This is a genomic window from Streptomyces sp. T12, from assembly GCF_028736035.1.
Lineage (GTDB): Bacteria > Actinomycetota > Actinomycetes > Streptomycetales > Streptomycetaceae > Streptomyces.
In genome coordinates this window covers 3,053,813-3,072,950 of record NZ_CP117866.1, presented here as the reverse complement: position 1 = coordinate 3,072,950, position 19,138 = coordinate 3,053,813, and the positions used below count along the sequence as shown (strand labels likewise).

General features: G+C 70.7%; 17 protein-coding genes. 13 read left to right on the top strand and 4 right to left on the bottom strand.

Annotated elements, in window-relative coordinates; translation table 11 throughout:
- Positions 1 to 507 precede the first annotated feature (507 nt).
- The 7 genes from PBV52_RS13695 (at position 508) to PBV52_RS13665 (ending at position 9,141) form a co-directional block, all read left to right on the top strand.
- The gene (locus PBV52_RS13695) at positions 508 to 1,554 is read left to right on the top strand and encodes a LacI family DNA-binding transcriptional regulator (RefSeq protein WP_274238628.1); all 1,047 of its coding nucleotides are present in this window, start codon (positions 508 to 510) and stop codon (positions 1,552 to 1,554) included.
- Positions 1,555 to 1,707: 153 nt separating this feature from the next.
- Positions 1,708 to 2,709 carry an ABC transporter substrate-binding protein gene (locus PBV52_RS13690; RefSeq protein ID WP_274238627.1) on the top strand — a complete coding sequence of 334 codons (1,002 nt, stop codon included), beginning with the start codon at positions 1,708 to 1,710 and terminating at the stop codon, positions 2,707 to 2,709.
- A gap of 99 nt (positions 2,710 to 2,808) precedes the next feature.
- Positions 2,809 to 4,347, top strand: coding sequence for a sugar ABC transporter ATP-binding protein (locus PBV52_RS13685; protein WP_274238626.1), 1,539 nt, complete (start codon positions 2,809 to 2,811; stop codon positions 4,345 to 4,347).
- A complete protein-coding gene (locus PBV52_RS13680; RefSeq protein WP_048582369.1) occupies positions 4,344 to 5,444 on the top strand; it encodes an ABC transporter permease in 1,101 nt (366 codons plus the stop codon). The genes PBV52_RS13685 and PBV52_RS13680 overlap by 4 nt, the downstream gene beginning before the upstream one ends.
- Positions 5,441 to 6,481 carry a galactofuranose ABC transporter, permease protein YjfF gene (yjfF, locus tag PBV52_RS13675; protein WP_274238625.1) on the top strand — a complete coding sequence of 347 codons (1,041 nt, stop codon included), beginning with the start codon at positions 5,441 to 5,443 and terminating at the stop codon, positions 6,479 to 6,481. The genes PBV52_RS13680 and yjfF overlap by 4 nt, the downstream gene beginning before the upstream one ends.
- Before the next feature lie 141 nt (positions 6,482 to 6,622).
- Positions 6,623 to 7,618 carry a hypothetical protein gene (locus PBV52_RS13670; protein WP_274238624.1) on the top strand — a complete coding sequence of 332 codons (996 nt, stop codon included), beginning with the start codon at positions 6,623 to 6,625 and terminating at the stop codon, positions 7,616 to 7,618.
- 86 nt (positions 7,619 to 7,704) lie between these two features.
- Positions 7,705 to 9,141 carry a DUF2252 domain-containing protein gene (locus PBV52_RS13665; RefSeq protein ID WP_274238623.1) on the top strand — a complete coding sequence of 479 codons (1,437 nt, stop codon included), beginning with the start codon at positions 7,705 to 7,707 and terminating at the stop codon, positions 9,139 to 9,141.
- 123 nt (positions 9,142 to 9,264) lie between these two features.
- On the opposite strand, the gene PBV52_RS13660 is transcribed toward PBV52_RS13665, so the two are convergent.
- Positions 9,265 to 10,548 carry a sodium:proton antiporter gene (locus PBV52_RS13660; RefSeq protein WP_274238622.1) on the bottom strand — a complete coding sequence of 428 codons (1,284 nt, stop codon included), beginning with the start codon at positions 10,546 to 10,548 and terminating at the stop codon, positions 9,265 to 9,267.
- A gap of 166 nt (positions 10,549 to 10,714) precedes the next feature.
- Between PBV52_RS13660 and PBV52_RS13655 the strand changes: the two genes are divergently transcribed.
- From PBV52_RS13655 to PBV52_RS13635, 5 genes are all read left to right on the top strand, one after another.
- On the top strand, positions 10,715 to 11,134 hold the full coding sequence (locus tag PBV52_RS13655) for a hypothetical protein (protein WP_274238621.1): 420 nt from the start codon (positions 10,715 to 10,717) through the stop codon (positions 11,132 to 11,134).
- Positions 11,135 to 11,275: 141 nt separating this feature from the next.
- Positions 11,276 to 12,532 carry a hypothetical protein gene (locus tag PBV52_RS13650; protein WP_274238620.1) on the top strand — a complete coding sequence of 419 codons (1,257 nt, stop codon included), beginning with the start codon at positions 11,276 to 11,278 and terminating at the stop codon, positions 12,530 to 12,532.
- A 91-nt stretch (positions 12,533 to 12,623) separates the two neighbouring features.
- Entirely contained in the window at positions 12,624 to 13,037 is a 414-nt protein-coding gene (locus PBV52_RS13645) for an SHOCT domain-containing protein (protein ID WP_274238619.1), read from the top strand.
- 21 nt (positions 13,038 to 13,058) lie between these two features.
- Entirely contained in the window at positions 13,059 to 13,679 is a 621-nt protein-coding gene (locus PBV52_RS13640; protein ID WP_274238618.1) for a GAP family protein, read from the top strand.
- Between the two features lie 126 nt (positions 13,680 to 13,805).
- Complete coding sequence (locus PBV52_RS13635) at positions 13,806 to 14,216, top strand: SHOCT domain-containing protein (protein ID WP_274238617.1); 411 nt, start codon at positions 13,806 to 13,808, stop codon at positions 14,214 to 14,216.
- A gap of 60 nt (positions 14,217 to 14,276) precedes the next feature.
- Here PBV52_RS13635 and PBV52_RS13630 read toward each other — a convergent pair whose 3' ends face one another.
- The 3 genes from PBV52_RS13630 to PBV52_RS13620 form a co-directional block, all read right to left on the bottom strand.
- Positions 14,277 to 14,474 (bottom strand): hypothetical protein, encoded by a 198-nt coding sequence (locus PBV52_RS13630; protein ID WP_274238616.1) that lies wholly within the window; start codon positions 14,472 to 14,474, stop codon positions 14,277 to 14,279.
- Positions 14,475 to 14,529: 55 nt separating this feature from the next.
- Complete coding sequence (locus PBV52_RS13625) at positions 14,530 to 17,175, bottom strand: LuxR C-terminal-related transcriptional regulator (RefSeq protein ID WP_274238615.1); 2,646 nt, start codon at positions 17,173 to 17,175, stop codon at positions 14,530 to 14,532.
- Positions 17,176 to 17,506: 331 nt separating this feature from the next.
- Positions 17,507 to 17,950, bottom strand: coding sequence for a MarR family winged helix-turn-helix transcriptional regulator (locus tag PBV52_RS13620; RefSeq protein WP_274238614.1), 444 nt, complete (start codon positions 17,948 to 17,950; stop codon positions 17,507 to 17,509).
- A 98-nt stretch (positions 17,951 to 18,048) separates the two neighbouring features.
- On the opposite strand from PBV52_RS13620, the gene PBV52_RS13615 reads away from it, so the two are divergent.
- On the top strand, positions 18,049 to 19,047 hold the full coding sequence (locus tag PBV52_RS13615) for an NADP-dependent oxidoreductase (RefSeq protein ID WP_274238613.1): 999 nt from the start codon (positions 18,049 to 18,051) through the stop codon (positions 19,045 to 19,047).
- Positions 19,048 to 19,138 lie beyond the last annotated feature (91 nt).

Genomic DNA, 19,138 nt, shown 5'->3' with positions numbered 1-19,138 from the left:
TTCGAAATCTCGTCACTCGTTCGAAATGCTGGTCGCGACAGTAGGGACGACCACATGCGAGTGTCAATGGGTCTACAAACAACGGTTTCGACGCGACGGCGGAGACGGCCGACGAGGCGGATGCGACGGGGTGTGCCACGAAGGTCGCCGGGCTCTCCGAGGGTGCGTGCATGCCTCCCATGGTGGGTGCTCGGAGCGCTCCTGACCAGGCGAAACACCCTCGGCCCTGCAACCTCCGCCGCCGGTCGCGTTATTCAACCGTGACGACTTCTCTGGCGCAGCCCTCTTGACCGGCATGAATTGTTAGCGCTCACAATGACGTCCGCATTCACCAGTCGGCCCCGACGGCATGCAAGGAGGTATGAGCGTCGTGTCAGCAGTGCTTCAACTCGCCTTCCCGCCCCGTGCCGTTGGTCCCCCCGGAACACCGGCATGACGCCGCCGGAGCCGAACCATCGGCCCTCGGCGCAGGTCTTATCGGCAGACGACCGCCAAGGAGGTGCGGCTGTGACCCACTCGCAGCTTCGGCCGCCCACCATGGCCGACGTGGCCCGCCAGGCCGGTGTGTCCCACCAGACCGTGTCCCGCGTGCTGGGGGACCACCCCAATGTGCGGGACGAGACACGGGCCAGGGTGCTGCGCGCGATCGAGGAGATGGGCTACCGCCGCAACTTCTCCGCACGGGCCCTGGCGACCCGGCGCACCCGGACCCTGGGTGTGGTCGCCTCCAACACCACGCTCTATGGTCCGGCCAGTACGTTGTTCGCGCTGGAGGAGGCGGCGCGTGCCGAGGGCTATCTGGTCTCGACGGTCAGTCTGCGCAGGCTGACGGTGGAGACGCTGTCCGAGGCCCTGGACCGCCTCAGCGAGGGCGGAGTGGAGGGGGTCATCGCCATCGCCCCGCAGCGGTCGGCGGTCGAGGCCCTCGCCGAACTCCGCCATCCGTTCCCGGTGGTGGCCGTGGGCACCGGCTCGGGCGCCGGGGTCCCCAGCGTCAACGTGGACCAGAATCTGGGCGCACGGCTGGCCACCGGCCATCTGCTCGCCGCAGGCCATCGCAGGGTCTGGCATCTCGCCGGGCCCGAGGACTGGCAGGAGGCGGTGGACCGGGTCGCCGGCTGGCGGGCGACCCTCGAAGAGGCGGACGTGGAACCACCGATGCTGCTGCGGGGGGACTGGAGCCCGCTGTCGGGCTACCGGGCCGGCCAGGAACTGGCGGGCTGGGTGGGGCGCGGCCTGACCGCCGTCTTCGTGGCCAACGACCAGATGGCGCTGGGGGTGTTGCGGGCGCTGCGTGAGGCGGGCGTGCGTACGCCCCAGGATGTCGCGGTGGCCGGCTTCGACGACATTCCGGAGTCGGAGTTCTTCGCCCCGCCGCTCACCACCGTCCGGCAGGACTTCGCGACGGTGGGCAAGCGGAGCATCGCCCTGCTGCTGGACCTGATCGAGGGCCGTACCGCCTCCGGGACGTCCCAGGTCTCCATCGAACCCCAACTCGTCGTCCGCGCAAGCACGTTCCCGTACCTTCCGCAACCGGGAGCCGCTCCCGGCTGACATCGCACCACCCGGTCGTCGTTCGCCCTTCGGGCAAGCGTGGCCGATATTTCGAACGATGATCGACAGGCTGGACGCAGTGCAGCCGGTCCACACGAGTACCAACCGAGTACCAGCGGTCCATCCCCGGGCCGGCTCTTCAAAGGAGAAGACATGCTCAACAGAAGGAACTTCCTCACTGCGGCGGTCGGCGTGGCGGCCACGGCCGGTCTGGCGGCCTGCGCCAAGGAGGACGGCTCCTCCTCCGACTCCTCCGGCGGCGGCAGCAAGGCGATCACCCTCGGCTTCGCCCAGGTCGGCTCCGAGAGCGGCTGGCGCACCGCCAACACCGACTCGGTGAAGGCGGCCGCGAAGGAGGCGGGCTTCAGACTGCAGTTCTCCGACGCGCAGCAGAAGCCGGAGAACCAGATCTCCGCGATCCGCAGCTTCATCGCACAGAAGGTGGACGTCATCGCCTTCTCGCCGGTGGTCGTCAAGGGCTGGGACGCCGTGCTCAAGGAGGCCCAGGCGGCGAAGATCCCGGTCATCCTGACCGACCGGTCCGTCGAGAGCGACGAGTCCCTGTTCGTCACCCTGGTCGGCTCCGACTTCACCGACGAGGGCCGCCGTGCCGCCAAGATCCTGGAGAAGGTTCTGGAGAAGGCCGGCCACAAGGGCAAGGTGAAGATCGCCCAGCTGGAGGGCACCACCGGTGCCGCCCCCGCGATCGAGCGCGCCAAGGGCTTCAAGGAGGTCATGGACGCCGAGCACAAGGACGACTGGGAGATCGTCGCCAGCCAGACCGGTGACTTCACCCGCGCCGGCGGCAAGCAGGTCATGCAGGCCTTCCTGCAGTCCAACCCGGACATCGACGTGCTGTTCGCGCACAACGACGACATGGGTCTCGGCGCCATCCAGGCCATCGAGGCGGCCGGCAAGAAGCCCGGCAAGGACATCCTCATCGTCACGGTCGACGGTGTGAAGGACGGCTTCATCGCCATGTCGGAAGGCAAGATCAACGCGATCGTCGAGTGCAACCCGCTGCTCGGCCCCCAGCTGATGGAGGTCGTGAAGACGGTCCACGAGGGCGGCAAGGTCGAGCGCTGGATCAAGACCAAGGAGAGCGACTTCATGCAGGACCAGGCCAAGGACGCGCTCCCCACCCGTAAGTACTGACCGACCGCACCCACCGGCAGGGAGCCTCCGGCCGACCACGACCATCCGGTCCCGGGAGGCTCCCTGCGGGCCTGAACGCATTTCAAGAGGAGCGCTGCCATGGCAGAGCCGCGGCCCGTCCTGGAGATGACGGGCATTGTCAAAGAATTTCCGGGGGTACGGGCTCTGTCGGGCGTCGACTTCCGGCTCTTCCCCGGCGAGATTCACGCCCTCATGGGCGAGAACGGAGCCGGGAAGTCCACCCTCATCAAGGTGCTGACCGGGGTGCACCCCCTGGACGGCGGCACCATCACCCTCGACGGCAAGGCCGTGCGGATCGGCAGCCCGCTGGAGGCGCAGCACGCCGGCATCAGCACGGTCTACCAGGAGGTCAACCTCTGCCCCAACCTCTCGGTGGCGGAGAACATCTTCATCGGCCGTGAACCCACCCGCGCGGGCCGTATCCAGTGGAAGCAGATACGCAAGCAGGCCGCGGAGATGGTCGACCGGCTCGGCCTCGACATCGACGTGACGGCACCGCTGTCCTCGTACCCGCTGGCCGTGCAGCAACTGGTCGCGATCGTACGGTCGGTGGGCCACGGCGACAGCGACGGCGAGGGCTCCGGCACCAAGGTGCTCGTCCTGGACGAGCCCACCTCCAGCCTCGACCGCGACGAGGTCCTCGAACTGTTCCGCCTGATGCGGCGGCTGCGGGACGAGGGCGTCGCGATCCTCTTCGTGTCGCACTTCCTCGACCAGATCTACGAGATCTGCGACCGCATGACCGTGCTGCGCAACGGCACCCTGGTCGGCGAGCACATGGTGGCCGACCTCGACCAGGTCGGGCTGATCGAGCTGATGATCGGCAAGGCCCTGGACCAGCTGGAGGGGCTGCACGAGCACCAGCTGCGCTCCGACGTCGGCGAGACGCTCGTCAAGGCCGAGGGCCTCGGCCGCACCGGCGGTATTGCCCCCTTCGACCTGGAGATCAAGAAGGGCGAGGTGCTCGGCCTCGCCGGACTGCTCGGCTCGGGCCGCACCGAACTGGCCCGGCTGCTGTTCGGCGCCGACCAGCCCGACAGCGGCAAGCTGACGGTCGCCGGCAAGCAGGTCTCGATGAGCGCCCCCAACGACGCCATCGGCGCCGGTGTCGCGTTCTGCTCGGAGAACCGCAAGACCGAGGGCCTCGTCCCCGACCTCACGGTCCGCGAGAACATCATCCTCGCCCTCCAGGCGTCCCGCGGCTGGACCCGGCCCATCCCGGCCTCCCAGCGCGACGAACTCGTCGCCAAGTACATCAAGGCCCTCGACATCCGCCCCGCCAACCCCGAGGCCCGCGTCGGCCAGTTGAGCGGCGGCAACCAGCAGAAGGTGCTGCTCGCCCGCTGGCTGATCACCCAGCCGAAGCTGCTGATCCTCGACGAGCCCACGCGCGGCATCGACGTCGGCGCCAAGGCCGAGATCCAAAAGCTCGTGGTCTCCCTCTCCGAGGACGGCATGTCCGTGCTGTACATCGCGGCCGAACTGGAGGAGGTGCTCCGGCTCAGCCACACCATCGGAGTGCTGCGCGACCGCAAGCTCGTGGCACAGCTGACCAACGGGCCGGAGATCACCACCAGCAAGATCCTGGAGACCATCGCGAGCGGAGAGCACCAGTGAGTACCCCATCAGCGACCACCCCCTCCCGCTGGCGAGCACTGACGCACCACCACCTGTTCTGGCCGGTCGCGGTCCTGATCGCCCTGCTGCTCGTCAACGTCCCCTTCACACCCGACTTCTTCGCGATCCGGATGGCGGACGGCCACCTCTACGGCAGCCTCGTCTCGATCGTGCTGTTCGGCTCGCCGCTGATCCTGGTGGCGGTCGGCATGACCCTGGTCATCGCCACCGGCGGCATCGACCTCTCCGTCGGCGCCGTGGTTGCCATCACCGGCGCCCTGACCTGTTCGTACATCAGCGACCAGGCCGATCAGAACGCGCTGGCGGGGGTCTTCCTCGCCATGGGCATCGGCCTGGTGGCGGCCGTGGTCTGCGGCCTGTGGAACGGCTTCCTGGTCGCCCGGATGGGCATCCAGCCGATCATCGCGACCCTCATCATCATGGTCGCCGGACGCGGTGTCGCCCAGCTGATCACCGACGGCCAGATCATCACCATCAACAGCGAGCCGTACAAGCTGATCGGCGGCGGCTACTGGCTGACCCTGCCCTTCTCCATCTTCGTGGTGGCCGCCGTCGTGGCCGTCACCGTGGCCCTGACCCGCCGCACCGCGCTCGGCCTGCTCGTCGAGTCGGTCGGCGGCAACGCCGAGGCCAGCCGCCTGGTCGGCATCAGGTCCATGCGCATCAAGATCATGGTGTACATGTTCTGCGCCCTGTGCGCGGGCATCGCCGGCCTGATGATCAGCTCCAACACCTCGGCCGCGGACGGCAACAACGCCGGCCTGTGGATCGAGCTGGACGCGATCCTCGCGGTCGTCATCGGCGGCACCTCGCTGCTCGGCGGCCGGTTCTCCATCGGCGGCACCGTGATCGGCGCCCTCGTCATCCAGACCCTGACCACCACGATCTACACCATCGGCGTGCCCACCCAGACCAACCTGGTCTTCAAGGCCGCCGTCGTCATCGTCGTCTGCCTGCTGCAGTCCCCGAAGTTCCGGGCCAAGGTCTTCGGCGCGAAGGGACGCGCCCGGACCACCGCCCCGGCGGAGCCCGCCACCCCGGCCGACGCCGCCCCGAAGATGGAGGTGTCGCGATGAGCGCGACCACCAAGACACGTACGGCAGCGGAAGGCCGTACGCCGTCCACGCCGGCCCAGGCGTCCACGGCCGCGCGTCTGCTCGGCGACCGGCGGCTGCCCGTCCTGGTCACGGTCGGCCTGTTCCTCGCGATGTACATCGGCGGTCTCAGCCGCTACCAGAACTACGGTTTCGGCGAACCGCAGGTCTTCCTCAACCTGTTCATCGACAACGGCTATCTGCTGGTCGCCGCCGTCGGCGCCACCTTTGTCATCATGGCCGGCGGCATCGACCTGTCCGTCGGCTCGCTGATCGGCTTCACCACCATGTTCACGGCGTGGCTGGTGGAGCGGCAGGGCCTGCCGCTGCTGCTGGTCATCCCGCTCGCCCTGGGGGTGGGCGCGTTCGGCGGCTTCCTCATGGGCTATGTGATCCACAACTTCGAGATCCAGCCGTTCATCGTGACCCTCGCCGGCCTCTTCCTCTTCCGGGGCCTGTGCCTGGTCATCAGCAAGGAGTCCATCTCCATCAGCGACTCCACGGTGAGCAGCATGGCCCAGACCCGGGTGTCGATCGGACTGGGGGAGCTGTCGATCGGCGCCCTCGTCGCCCTGGTCGTCGTCGCCGCCGCCTTCTACATCCTCCACTACACGCGCTTCGGCCGCCGGGTGTACGCCATCGGCGGCAACGAGCAGTCGGCGCTGCTGATGGGGCTTCCGCTGGGCGGCACGAAGATCGCCGTGTACACGGTGAGCGGCTTCTGCTCGGCGCTGGCCGGCCTGCTGTTCATGCTGTACATCCAGTCCGGTGACCCGCTGCACGCCGTCGGCATGGAGCTGGACGCCATCGCCGCGGTCGTCATCGGCGGCACGCTGCTGACGGGCGGCTCCGGTTACGTCCTGGGCACCCTGTTCGGCGTCCTCGTACTGGGCCTGATCAAGACCATCATCCAGTTCGAGGGCACGCTCAGCTCCTGGTGGACGAAGATCGCCACGGGTGTGCTGCTGGGCGCGTTCATCCTGATCCAGCGGGCGATGACTACGCGCAAGCAAACATAGGCCGGACCTGGGCACTTGGGCCGACGCGGCCCGTCGCACGGCGTACGTGCGACGGGCCGCTTGACGTTGGCCATTTCCGCACACAACTTTCACAGCAGCCGCTAGGAAAGGTGTGGGTCGGTTCCTTAGTCTTCCCGCGTCATGGACTACTGCTACCCGTGCCGACGGCACCTGAATGGCGCCCTCGCCTGCCCGGGGTGCGGCGCCGCGGTCGAAGAGCTGCGCGTGTACGCGGGTGCGGGTGACGCGTATCCGCAGATGCCTCCCATGGCCCAGCAGATACCCGCCCAGAGGGCCGCGCCGGAGGCTGCGCAGGCGGTGGCGGGGGCGATGGGGGCCGGGGGCGCGTACGGCGGGTACGAGGGCCAGTACGGCGGGCAGTACGACGGACAGGGGCAGTACGGGGGTGCCGGGTACGGCGGTGGCGGGTACCAGGGCGATTACGCCGCCCACGAGGGCGCGTACCAGGACCACAACGGCCACCGCGACGGCGGTCAGGGCGACGCGTACCCGGACGGCGACGACGACGGCCGCGACCGCTACGACGACGAGCCGGAGAGCGACGACGACCGCGACGACCTGGATGACCTGGACGACCTGGACGACGACGAGGAGAGCGCGGGCGGTGTGAGCCGTCGCGATCGCAAGGCTGCCGCGCACCGGCGCCGCCGTCGCCGGGCCCTGCTGATCGCCGCGGGGTTCGTCCTGGCCGCCGGGGGGCTGAGCCTCGCGGAACTCGGCATGGACGCCCCGGGCAGCAGTCCGAAGCCGGCGGCGGCCGGGGACGAGTCGGCGGAGGGCGCGGCGGCGGAAGAGGTGTCCGCGTCCCCGGACGCGACGGACGGCACGACGGGGACGGCCGGGGAGGACTCACCCTCACCCGGTCCCTCGACCTCTCCCTCGGCCTCGAAGTCGCCGAAGGACGAGGACAAGAAGAAGGGCGCGGACAAGACCCCGGACCAGGACGAGCAGTCGGCGACGACGGGCAGCGGCGGCTCCGGTACGTCCACCTCGGGCCCCGCCCCGACGTCCGACCCGCAGACGCAGGCGCCGACGGAGGAACCGACCGCGTCGGACCCGACGCCGGACCCGTCGCCGTCGGAGACGTGCAACCGGTTCCTCTGGTGGTGCACGTAGACCGTCTTGGTGGCCCCACATCACCTGCTCCGGGTGATCCCACCGGCGGTACCGGGCTGTGACCATGCGGGCAAGGAGGTCCGGTCATGGCGACGACGCACGACGGTCCGCTCTCCCTGGTGAACAACGGCCCGCTCTCCCCGGCGGAGCGCGCGGCACGGGGCAAGGAGGCTCGCGCGCGCGTGCCGCGCTCCGGCCATGCCGTCTACGAGCCCGACGAGAAACGGCCGGACCCCGTCGACATCATCGACAGGCAGTCCGGCGCCCGCGTTCCCGAGCTGGTCCCCGTCCGCTACGGCCGGATGCTCGAATCGCCGTTCCGCTTCTACCGGGGAGCCGCGGCGATCATGGCGTCCGATCTCGGCGCGAGTGCGCACACCGGGCTGTACGCCCAGCTGTGCGGCGACGCGCACCTGCTGAACTTCCGGCTCCTGGCCTCCCCGGAACGCCATCTCGTCTTCGACATCAACGACTTCGACGAGACCCTGCCGGGCCCGTTCGAGTGGGACGTCAAGCGCCTCGCCGCGAGTCTGGTGATCGCCGGCCGGGCCAACGGGTTCCCGGCGAAGGCGTGCGACACCCTCGTCCGCGCCGCGGTGGAGTCCTACCGCGAGCGCATGCGGGAGTTCGCCGCCCTGCCCACCCTGGATGTCTGGTACGCGCGGGACGACTTCGACCAGATCGCGGCGCTCCTGCCCAAGCCGCCGGGCAAGGAGGACGAGCGGCGGGCCTCCCGGGCGGCGGAGAAGGCCCGTAGCCGGACGAGTCTGCAGGCGGCCGCGAAGCTGACCCGAGTGGTGGACGGCCAACACCGGATCATCTCGGATCCCCCCTTGATCACACCCCTTACGGAGCTGCTGCCCGGCACGCAAGGCGAGGAACTGGGGCGGACCCTGCGGGAACTGGTGGCCGGCTACGCGGACACCCTGTCGTCGGAGCGGCGGCACCTGCTGAGCCGGTTCCATGTGGCCGACATGGCGCGCAAGGTCGTCGGGGTCGGCAGTGTCGGCACCCGTTGCTGGATCATCCTGCTGCTCGGCCGTGACGACGAGGACCCGCTCCTGCTCCAGGCCAAGGAGGCGGGCGAGTCGGTCCTCGCCCCCCACTGCGGCGCGAGCCCGTACGAGAACCAGGGCGAGCGGGTGGTGGCCGGGCAACGGCTCATGCAGGCCGCCAGCGACATCTTCCTCGGCTGGAAGCACGTCACGGGCTTCGACGGCCGCGAACGCGACTTCTACGTACGGCAGTTGCGGGACTGGAAGGGCATCGCCCGTCCGGAGACCATGGACGCCGAAACTCTGGGGCTGTTCGCCCGCCTGTGCGGCGCCGCACTGGCCCGGGCACACGCCCGCTCGGGCGACCCGATCGCCATCGCCGCCTATCTCGGCCGCGGCGACACCTTCGACCGGGCCCTGGTGCAGTTCGCCCAGGCCTACGCCGACCAGAACGAACGCGACCACCGGGCGCTGGCCGACGCCGTGACCGAGGGACGCGTCACCGCCCGGACCGATCTGACGGCGTGACCAGGCGCCCCTAGGCCGTGTCCGCAAGGTCCCGCCTGCCCCGCGACGCCTGGCACGCTCCCCCAGAGGGGGCACCCCCACTCGCGAACCCGAGCTCGCGCGGCGGGACTTTGCGGACACGATCTAGGGCACGGACGCGCCCTCCCGCAGCCCGTGCTCGCCGTGCTCACGGGCTGCGGCGCAGGCGCGCGCGTACCAGCGGCCGTACCGCTGGGCGAGGGCCGCGGCCGAGATGCCCTGGAGCACGATGCTGAGGGCGACGGTGACGGCGACCGCCCTACCCAGCGTCTGCGTCCCCGGCACCTGCTCCTCGACCACGAGCAGCCCCAGGACGACCGAGGCGAGACCGCGCGGCCCGAACCACCCGATGTACGCGACCGTCGGCAACCGCAGCCCGCTGCCGAGCAGGGCGATGGCGACGGGGAGCATTCGCACGACCGTCAGGCTGAGCACGGCGTACAGGACGATCTCCCAGGTCAGGTGCTCCAGCGCCGGGCCGAGCAGTACCGCCCCGAAGACCATCAGGCTGATCGACGCCAGCAGCGCGCCGAGGTTCCCGGCGAACTCGGGTGTGCGGTCCGGGCCTTGCGGCCTGCCGCCGCCGGTCCGGTGCCGCCGCACGGCGTGTCCGAAGGCGAACCCGGCGACCCAGGCCGCGATGAAGCCGCTGCCGTCGGTGAGGACGGCCAGTTCGTACGCGGATACGGCGACGCCGAGCACGTAGAACTGCCCCCACCGCCGTGCGACCCAGCCACGGGCCCGCGCCGCCCGCAGCAGCCGCCCGCCGATGTCGCCGGCCAGCAGGCCCAGGACGCCGCTGAGCAGCAGGGAGCGCCAGAAGGTGCCCGTGACGCCTTCCTGCGCGTAGGACGTGCCGGGGACGCCGGCGGCGAAGACGACGAAGAACGGCAGCACCAGGCCGTCGTTCAGACCGCTCTCCGCGTTGAGACCGTGGCGGACGAGCGGCGGCACGGAGGGCTCCGTCATGGCGGTCTTGCCCACGGCGACATCGGTCGCCGTGAGGATCGCACCCACCAGGGCCAGCTCCCACACGGTCAGCCCGGGCAGCAGCGGCCAGGCCAGCAGCCAGCCCGCGGCGATGCACAGCGGGAGGCCGATGCCGAGCAGCCGGGCGGGCAGGAAGCCGCCCGTGGTCAGGTCCCGTCGCCGGACGGTCATGGCGTCGGTGAACAGGACCAGGGTCAGGGCGGCCTCCATCAGGGCCGTGACGGGGGCGGCGTAGTGCTCGATGTCGACGACGTCGAGGACGGCGGGACCGATGAGGACGCCGCTGCCCGTGAACACGATCGCCGACGTGACCGGCGTCGCCGACAGCCGACGCGAGCCGAGGGCGTAGGCGGCGGTGACACCCGCCACCGCCAGCCCCGCCCAGGCACCATCGCTCATCGAGCCGCCCTCCTCAGGCCTGGCGCCCACTCCCTGGTCCCATGGCAGCAGGGCACCGGCCGGAGCGTCCTCACCCTTCGAGGGTGACGACGGGTGGGGCCCTTGGGGATCAGGCTCGGGGGTGTACGGCTGCGCGCCGCAGCCCGGTCAGGAAAGGAGGCCGGACATGGCCACCACCGCTACCCCCCGCCATCGGGAGGGGAGGCAGGCTGCCGCCACCGGCCTGACGCTGTTCGCCGGAGTGATGCTGTTCATCTCCGGGATCCTCGACGTCTTCCGGGGGATCATGGCCGTCGCCGAGGACGACGTCTACGTCTCCACGCCCAACTACCTCTTCAAGTTCGACCTGACCAGCTGGGGCTGGATCAACCTGCTGTTCGGGGCGATCGCCGTGATCGTGAGCTTCGGCCTGTTCACGGCGCAGACCTGGGCGAGGGTCATCGGCATCGGTATCGCGGCACTGCTGCTGATCGCCAACTTCCTGTCCATCCCGTACTACCCGGTCTGGTCGCTCACGCTGATCGCGATGTACGCGTTCATCATCTGGGCGCTGTGCGTGGTGCGGAAGGATCCCATGGCGGACTAGGCGCCGGATGCGGGCAGACCCCGGATGCGGACCAGGCCCCGGATGCGGGCATGACCCGTATGGACCTGCCGGGCGTGCCCTTTGAGCGCCGCGCGGACGCAATGGAGGGGAGGGAGGGGCCCCTGAAGGACCGGAGTCCGCATGAGCGCCGCGCACAAGCCCTCCGCGCCCGGGCGCATCGCCCGGGCCACGGCGTCCGCGGTGCTGATCGTGGTCACCTGCATCCTGGTGCCCGTCGCGCTGATCACGGTGTGGGTCCACGACATCGCGCTCGACACCGACCGGTACGTGTCCACGGTCGCCCCGCTGGCCACCGAGCCGGCCATCCAGGACGCGGCCGTCCACCGGATCTCGGAGGCCGTGGACGTCCGCATCGACGGCGACCAGGCCGCCGCGGAACTCGCCGACTGGCTGCGCTCCCAGGGCCTGCCGCCCCGGGCCACCGCCGCCGTACGGGGACTCGGGCCGCAGATCGACTCGGCCGTGGACGGCGCGGTGACGAAGGTCGTCACCCGGATCGTGCACAGCGACGCCTTCGCCACGACGTGGAAGAACGCCAACGAACGGGCCCACAACGCCGTCGTGCACGCCCTCACCGGAGAGGGCCGGGGCGCCGTGGGGGTCTCGGGCGGCACAGTCACCCTCGACGTCGGCGATGTCGTCGAGCAGGTGAAACAGCAGCTCGTCGAAGCGGGGCTGTCGCCCGCGGAGAAGATCCCCCAGGTCGACAAGCAGCTGGTGCTGTTCCAGTCCGAGGAGCTGGAGAAGATCCGCGACGGCGCGCACCTGCTGGACGTGGTCGGCCACTGGCTGCCCGTCCTCACCGTCCTGATCGGCGCGGCCGGGGTGCTGGTGGCCCGCCGACGGCGGCGCGCGCTGGCCCGCACCGCGCTGGGCGCCGCCTTCGCCTGCCTGGTGGTGGTCATCGCCCTGGTCGTCGTGCGCCGCTACTACCTGGACCATCTCCCGGCCGCCGTGCAGTCGGACGCGGCCGCGGCGGCCGTCTTCGACACGCTGCTGCGCTTCCTGCGCTACGCCCTGGTCACGACGATCGTGCTCGGCATCGTGGTCGCGCTCGGCGCCTATCTGATCGGCCCCGGCCGACTGCCGGTGGCGATCCGCCGCGCCTGCGACCGCACCGCGGACTCGGCGGCCGGCTGGGCCTACGGGCACGAGATCCGCGCCGGACGGGTGGGCGTGTGGGCACAGACCCACCGCCGTTCGATCGCCCTGTCCGCGCTGGCGGTTCTGGCCTTCGTCTTCGCGGTGTGGAACCGGCCCACCGCGCTCACGATCCTGGTGTTCGCGCTCGTCCTGCTCGCCGTCCTGGCGGTCCTGGCGGTGCTCGCGGCCGGCGGCCGGGTCGAGGAGCACGCACAGCCCACCCGTGAGGGGTGATGCCGCACGGACCCGGTCCGGCGCACGGTGAAAGGCGTCGGGCCCTCAGGAGCCGCGCGGCCGTCGCGGCAGCAGGCCGACGGAGGCGATCATGGACTATCCCCTGCTCAACGTGTTCCTGACCATGCTCTGGTTCTTCCTGTGGATCATGTGGCTCATGCTGCTGTTCCGCGTGGTCGGCGACATCTTCCGCGACGACGCGCTCAGCGGCTGGGGGAAGGCGGGCTGGACGCTGACGGTGTGTGTGCTGCCGTTCCTCGGTGTCTTCGTCTACCTGATCGCCCGTGGGCGCGGGATGGGCGAGCGCGAGATGCGCCGGGCGCAGGACCGGGAGCGGGCGTTTCGCGCGTACGTCCAGCAGGCCGCCGCAGCCCCCGCCGCACCGGGACCGAAGACGCCGGGCGTCAAGGCGGACGAGCTGGGCAGGCTGGCCGCGCTGCACGACCGGGGCGCCATCACCGACGCCGAGTACGAGCAAGCCAAGTCCAAGGTCCTGACGTCCTGACGTCCTGAGGCAGGAGCCGAGGTGGACGGTCTGAATGTGCTGCCGCTGGCCGTGACCATGATGGCCGGCCCGCAGATCATGTCGGCGATCATCTTCGTCACGACACCCAGAGCCGTGCGGGTGTCGGTCGCCTTCCTCGTCGGTGTCGCCGCCGCCACCACCGTCGGCACCGCGATCACCTGGAGCCTCGCCTCCCTGTTCGACCTGGGCGACCCCGGCGACTCCGGATCGAGCGGCAAGATCATCCAGTATGTGCTGGTCGGCCTCCTGGTGGCGGCCGCGATCAAGAACTGGGTCCGCCGCGAGAGCATTCAGCCACCGAAATGGCTGGGCACGCTCATGTCGGCGGATCCCAGGAAAGCCCTCAAGGTCGGGCTGCTCATCATCCTGCTGATGCCGTCGGACATCGTCGTCATGCTGACGGTGGGCACGAACCTGGCGCAGGCGGACGCCAACTTCGCCGAGGCACTGCCGTTCATCGCGGCGACCGTGCTCATCGCCGCGCTTCCCCTGCTGTTCCTGCTGCTGTTCCACCGCAGGGCGATCGCCGCCATGCCGCATGTGCGCGACTGGATGAACACGCACAGCTGGCTGATCAACATCATCGTCTGCGGGATCTTCATCCTGCTGATCCTCGCCTGACCGCGGCCTCGGCGCACACCCCACCCGCTCCGGGTGATGCCGTCCCCGGCCGACAGGCGCAGCGTGGAGCACGTCAGGCTTCGGGCGCCGCCGTGGCGGCACGGCGGTCGGCATGTGGAGGCAACCGTGGACTATCCGCTGCTCAACGCGTTCCTGACCATGCTCTGGTTCTTCCTGTGGGTCATGTGGTTCGTCCTGCTCTTCCGGGTCATCGGGGACATCTTTCGGGACGACGACATGGGCGGCTGGGGCAAGGCGGGCTGGACGGTCTTCGTCTGTGCGCTGCCGTTCCTCGGCGTCTTCGTGTACCTGATCGCCCGCGGCCGCGGCATGGGTGAGCGCGATGTGCGCCAGATGCAGCGGCAGGAGGACGCATTCCGCTCCTACGTCCAGGAGGCGGCCGCCGGCGCCCCGGCGACCGGGGCGCCCCAGGCGACCCGCGTGGACGAGCTGACCAAGCTGGCCGGGCTGCACGACCACGGCGACATCACCGACGCCGAGTACGAGAGGGCCAAGGCGAAGGTACTCGCGGGCTGAGCCGTACGACGGCCTGTGCTTACGACGCGGTTGTGCTGTACGCCCCCCGCGGCCGGCGCTTCACTCCGGAAGCCGACGGAACTCCGCCACGCGCAGCCCCAGCGACTGGAACCGGATCAACAGGCCGTAAAGATGCGCCTCGTCGTCGACCTTGCCGTACAGCACGGTCTGGCAGGGGGCGACGAAAGTGTCCAACTCGGGGAACGCCGTGGTCAGCTCGTCCGACATCTCCCCGTCGACGCGGATCTCGTAGCGCATGACCTCATGCTGGGCGACCGGGCGCGGGGTGGCATCACCCGGGTGAGGTGACGCGTCAGAGCAGCCCGAGTTCGCGGGCCCGGCGGACCGCCTCGCCGCGCCGGGTGGCGGAGAGCTTGCGGTAGATGCTCTTCAGGTGGGTCTTCACCGTGTTGACCGACAGATGCAGGTCGGCGGCGATCTCCTCGGTGGACATGAGCTGGGCCAACCGTTCCAGGACGTCCCGTTCCCGCGTGCTGAGCGGCTCGGGGCTCGGGCCCACGGACTCGTCCCGCTGCCGCGAGGCGGCGGGCTGCGGCGAGAGTGTGCTGGTCAGCCAGGCATGTTCCCGGGCGAGCGAGGGCCGATGGAGCATCAGCCGCCTGAGCCACGGCCCGGCTTCCAGGAACGGCCGCCTGAGGTGATGCGGACGCGCGGCCGTCAGGGCCCGCAGGACCAGGCTCTCCGCGGCGGCCGCGTCGCCGAGCGCGTCGACGGCCTGCGCACGGGTCAGCAGCACCCACACCTCGATGACCGGTCCCCGGTCTTGGGGCTCGGGGAGTTCGTCGAGGATGCCGAGGGCCCGCTCGCGGTCGCCCGCGGCCACCCGTGCCCGTGCCTCGGCCGCCAGGCTCTCCGGGCTGTGCGACCGCTGTTCCTCGAAGACCTTCACCGCCGCCTTCGGATCACCGTCGGCCAGATGCGCCGCGGCCGTGGCCATGGCGATGCGGTCGCTCACCCAGGGGGAGGGCTCGGCGAATACCAGGGGCTGTTTCGCCATGTCGTCGAGAGCCAGCAGTGCCGCCCGGGGGTCGCCCCTCGCGACCAGCATCCGTGAGCGCAGGATCGCCAGTTCCACGGCCACGACGGGATCGCGGGAGGCGGCGGAGGTGGCGGCCGCCTGGTCGAGATGGCCCTGGGCGGGCGTCAGGTCGTCGCGGTCGATGGCTACGGCCGCCAGCACGAGCTGGGCCATCCCGGTCCGCTCGGACACCGGCAGCCCCGACTGCTCCGCCTCGGCGATCGCCCCACGGGCATGCGCCTCGGCCCGGCCCGGCCGGCCGTGCAGGAAGTCGATCAGAGCCAGCCGGCCGAGGGCCTCGTGCCGCGCGAACGCCGTCGAGCGCCCCTGGGCGGCGTCCACGGCGGCGGACAGCGTCGCGCCCGCGGCGTCGAAGCGGCCCGCCCACAGCTGGGCCGATCCGAGGTCGGTGAGCATGCGGGCCGTCAGCTCCGGATGCCGTTCCACCTGGTCGGCCGGCAGGGCGCGCTCCGCCTCCGCGGCGTCCCTCGCGGCCGTCTCGGCGAGGTCCGCCGAGCCCGCGACCCGGGCGGCCAGCACCCGAAGCACCGCACAGCTCAACCGCGCCGCCGCGGCGTCGTCGGTGCCGCCGCCCGGCAGGTTCTCCTCCGCGCGGCGCAGATACGTGACACCCCGGTCGACGTCGTGGCGGGCCAGCTCGCGCGCCGCGCGCACCAGGTCGGGGGCGGGCCCGGACGCCTCCGGCGCCATCCTCGCGAAGAGGCCGTCCAGCCGCTCGGCGGCCAGCCCGGTCAGCAGCCGGCCGATCGCCAGATGGTCGATGAGCTCGGCGGCGGCAAGCTCCCAGTCACCCGCGTCCGCCGCGTGCGGCAGGGCCTCGTCGAGCAGGCCCGCCCGGCTCAGCCACTCGGCGGCCGTACGGTGCAGCTCCGGCTCCAGGCCGGGGTGGCGCACGCGCAGATGCACCCGCAGAATCTCGGCGAAGAGCGGGTGCAGCCGGTACCAGGAATGCCCGATGGGCTCGACGAACGCGTTCGCCCGTTGCAGTTCCTCCAGGATCGGCTCCGCGTCGTCCCGCCCGGTGAGGGCGTTGGCCAGATCGGGGTGGGTCTCCTCCAGGATGCTGGTGCGCAGCAGCAGGTCCTGGGTCTGGGCGGGGTGGGCGCGCAGCACCTCGCCCAGCAGGAAGTCGGCCACCGTGCTGTGCCCGGCCTCGAAGTCCTTCAGGAAGCTCTCCGGGTCGGCGGCCCGCTGCGCGGCCAGCGTGCACAGCCGCAGCCCCGCCGCCCAGCCCTCGGTGCGCTCGGTCAGCACGCGCGCGGCCTCGGCCGACAGCGGCAGCCCGTGCCGGTCGACCAGGGCCGACGTCTCCTCGGCGCGGAAGGCCAGGTCGTCGGCGCGGATGTCGACGAGTTCACCGGCGGCCCGGTAGCGGTACAGCGGCAGCAGCGGCTCCGTGCGGCTGATGATCACCAGGCGCAGTCCGTCGCCGGCATGGCGGAGCACGAAGTGCAGCTCGTCGGCCACGGCGGCAGCGCCGGCCACCCGGTCGAACTCGTCCAGGACGAGGGTCACCCGGCTGTCCCGTGCGTTCAGCCAGGCCGCGAGACGGGCGAGCAGCGAGTGGTCCACCTCGCCGGGGCGGGCCGGGCTGCCGATGTCGTCGGGCAGGGCGACCCCGTGGTGCCGAAAGGCATGCAGTACGTAGGACCAGAAGACGCCGGGCGCGCTGTCCTGCGGCTCCACGGTCAACCAGGCGACGGCCCCCGGCTCGTAGGCCGTGATCCAGTCGGCGACCAGCAGCGTCTTGCCTGCTCCCGCGGGACCGTTGACCAGGGTCAGTGGACCGTGCGCACCCTCGGCCAGCTGCTCGACGAGCCGGTCCCTGCGCACGAACGTCCCGGGCACCGCCGGCACCGCGAGCCGTGCGGCGAGCACCGGGTCACCGTCCGGAGTCACCGCCTTCAAGGCGGGACCGCCACGGCCCCCTCCGACGGAGCGCGCCTTCACGCCCATCACACCCCTCACGGATGCCCGAGCGGTAGAACACCACGTTCCGATCCTCACCCCGGCCCGGGGCACCCGCAAGTGGCGACCCAGGCCCTGTCGTTTGGATCAGGCCGGCGTCGCGGGCCCTGGCACGCCCATCTGCCGCGTTGTCGTCACTCGCCGACTCCCCCACGCTCGAACCCGCTTCGCCCGGCTCGCGCGGGGGGACCCCCATCGCCCCCGGCTCGGGTCGGCTGAAAGGCACCGCACCTCTCAGCCGGCCTGATCCAAACGACAGGGCCTAGACCTCCACGCCCAGCATCCGCCGCAGCAGATCCCGCAGCGCCAGCCGCTCCTCCTCGGAGAGCCCCGCGAGCGGCTCACGGGCGAACCGCAGCGACTCGCGCAGGCTGCGGGCCACCTGCCGGCCCTCGTCCGTCGCCGCCGCCAGCTTCACCCGCCGGTCCGCCGGGTCCGGGCGGCGCTCCACCAGGCCCCGGGACTCCAGGCGGTCCACGATGCCGGTCACGTTCGACGGCTCGCACCGCAGCCGCTGCGCCAGCTTCCGCATCGGCAGCGGCTCCAGCGACAGCAGGCTCAGCAGCCGCGCCTGCGCGCCGGTCAGCGCGTGCTGGGCGGCGGCCTCGTCGTACTCCTCGTGGTAGCGGGCCACGACCGCGCCGATGAGGTCGACGACCTCGAGGGTCAGCTCATCGGGGCGGCGGGTCTTGTGTGGGGTGGCCATGCTCTCAGGGTAACCCGGTTACTTGACATCATGAAATATTCAGGAGCATGGTTGTTTCAGGTACTGAAGTAAATTGCTGAACCGGAAGGGCACCCCCCATGATCAACCGCGAATGGCACCTCCTCTCCCGCCCCGTCGGCTGGCCCAAGGCCGAGGACTTCGCCCTGGTCGAGGCCGAGGTGCCGACGCCCGGCGAGGGGCAGGTGCTCGTCCGGAACAAGTACCTCTCCGTGGACCCGTACATGCGCGGCCGTATGAGTGCCGCCAAGTCCTACGTCGCCCCCTTCGAGCTGGGCAAGGTCATGCAGGGCGGTGCGGTCGGCGAGGTGGTCGCCTCCAACGCCGAGGGCATCGCCGTCGGAGACCACGTCCTGCACTTCCTCGGCTGGCGCGAGTTCGCGGCCGTGGACGCGAAGAGCGCCGTCAAGGTCGACCCGGACGCCGCCCCCCTGTCCACGTACCTCGGCGTGCTCGGCATGACCGGCCTCACCGCCTACGCCGGACTGCTGCGCACCGCGTCCTTCAAGGAAGGTGACGTCGTCTTCGTGTCCGGCGCGGCCGGCGCCGTCGGCAGCCAGGTCGGCCAGATCGCCAAGCTCAAGGGCGCCTCCCGGGTCATCGGCTCGGCCGGGTCGGACGAGAAGGTCAAGCTGCTCGTCGAGGAGTACGGCTTCGACGCCGCCTTCAACTACAAGAACGGCTCGGTGGGCGAGCAGCTGCGCGAGGCCGCCCCGGACGGCATCGACGTCTACTTCGACAACGTCGGCGGCGACCACCTGGAGGCCGCGATCGGGCAGCTCAACGTCCATGGCCGGATCGCCATCTGCGGCATGATCTCGGTCTACAACAACACCGAGCCCGCCCCCGGCCCGAAGAACCTCGCCCGCCTCATCGCGACCCGCGGCCGCATCGAGGGCCTCCTCGTCGGCGACCACTACGACTTCCAGCCGCAGTTCGTCCAGGAGGTCGGCCCCTGGGTCGCCTCGGGGCAGCTCAAGTACCGCGAGACGGTCGTCGAGGGCATCGAGAACAACCTGGAGGCGTTCCTCGGGGTCCTGCGCGGCGACAACACCGGGAAGATGATCGTCAAGCTCTGACGCCCCAGGAGGGCTGTTGCTGGATTTCCGACATGCGGTAACTTCTTTCCGAATTCTGTCGCGATCGTGGGCGCGAGTCGCGGCGGACCGA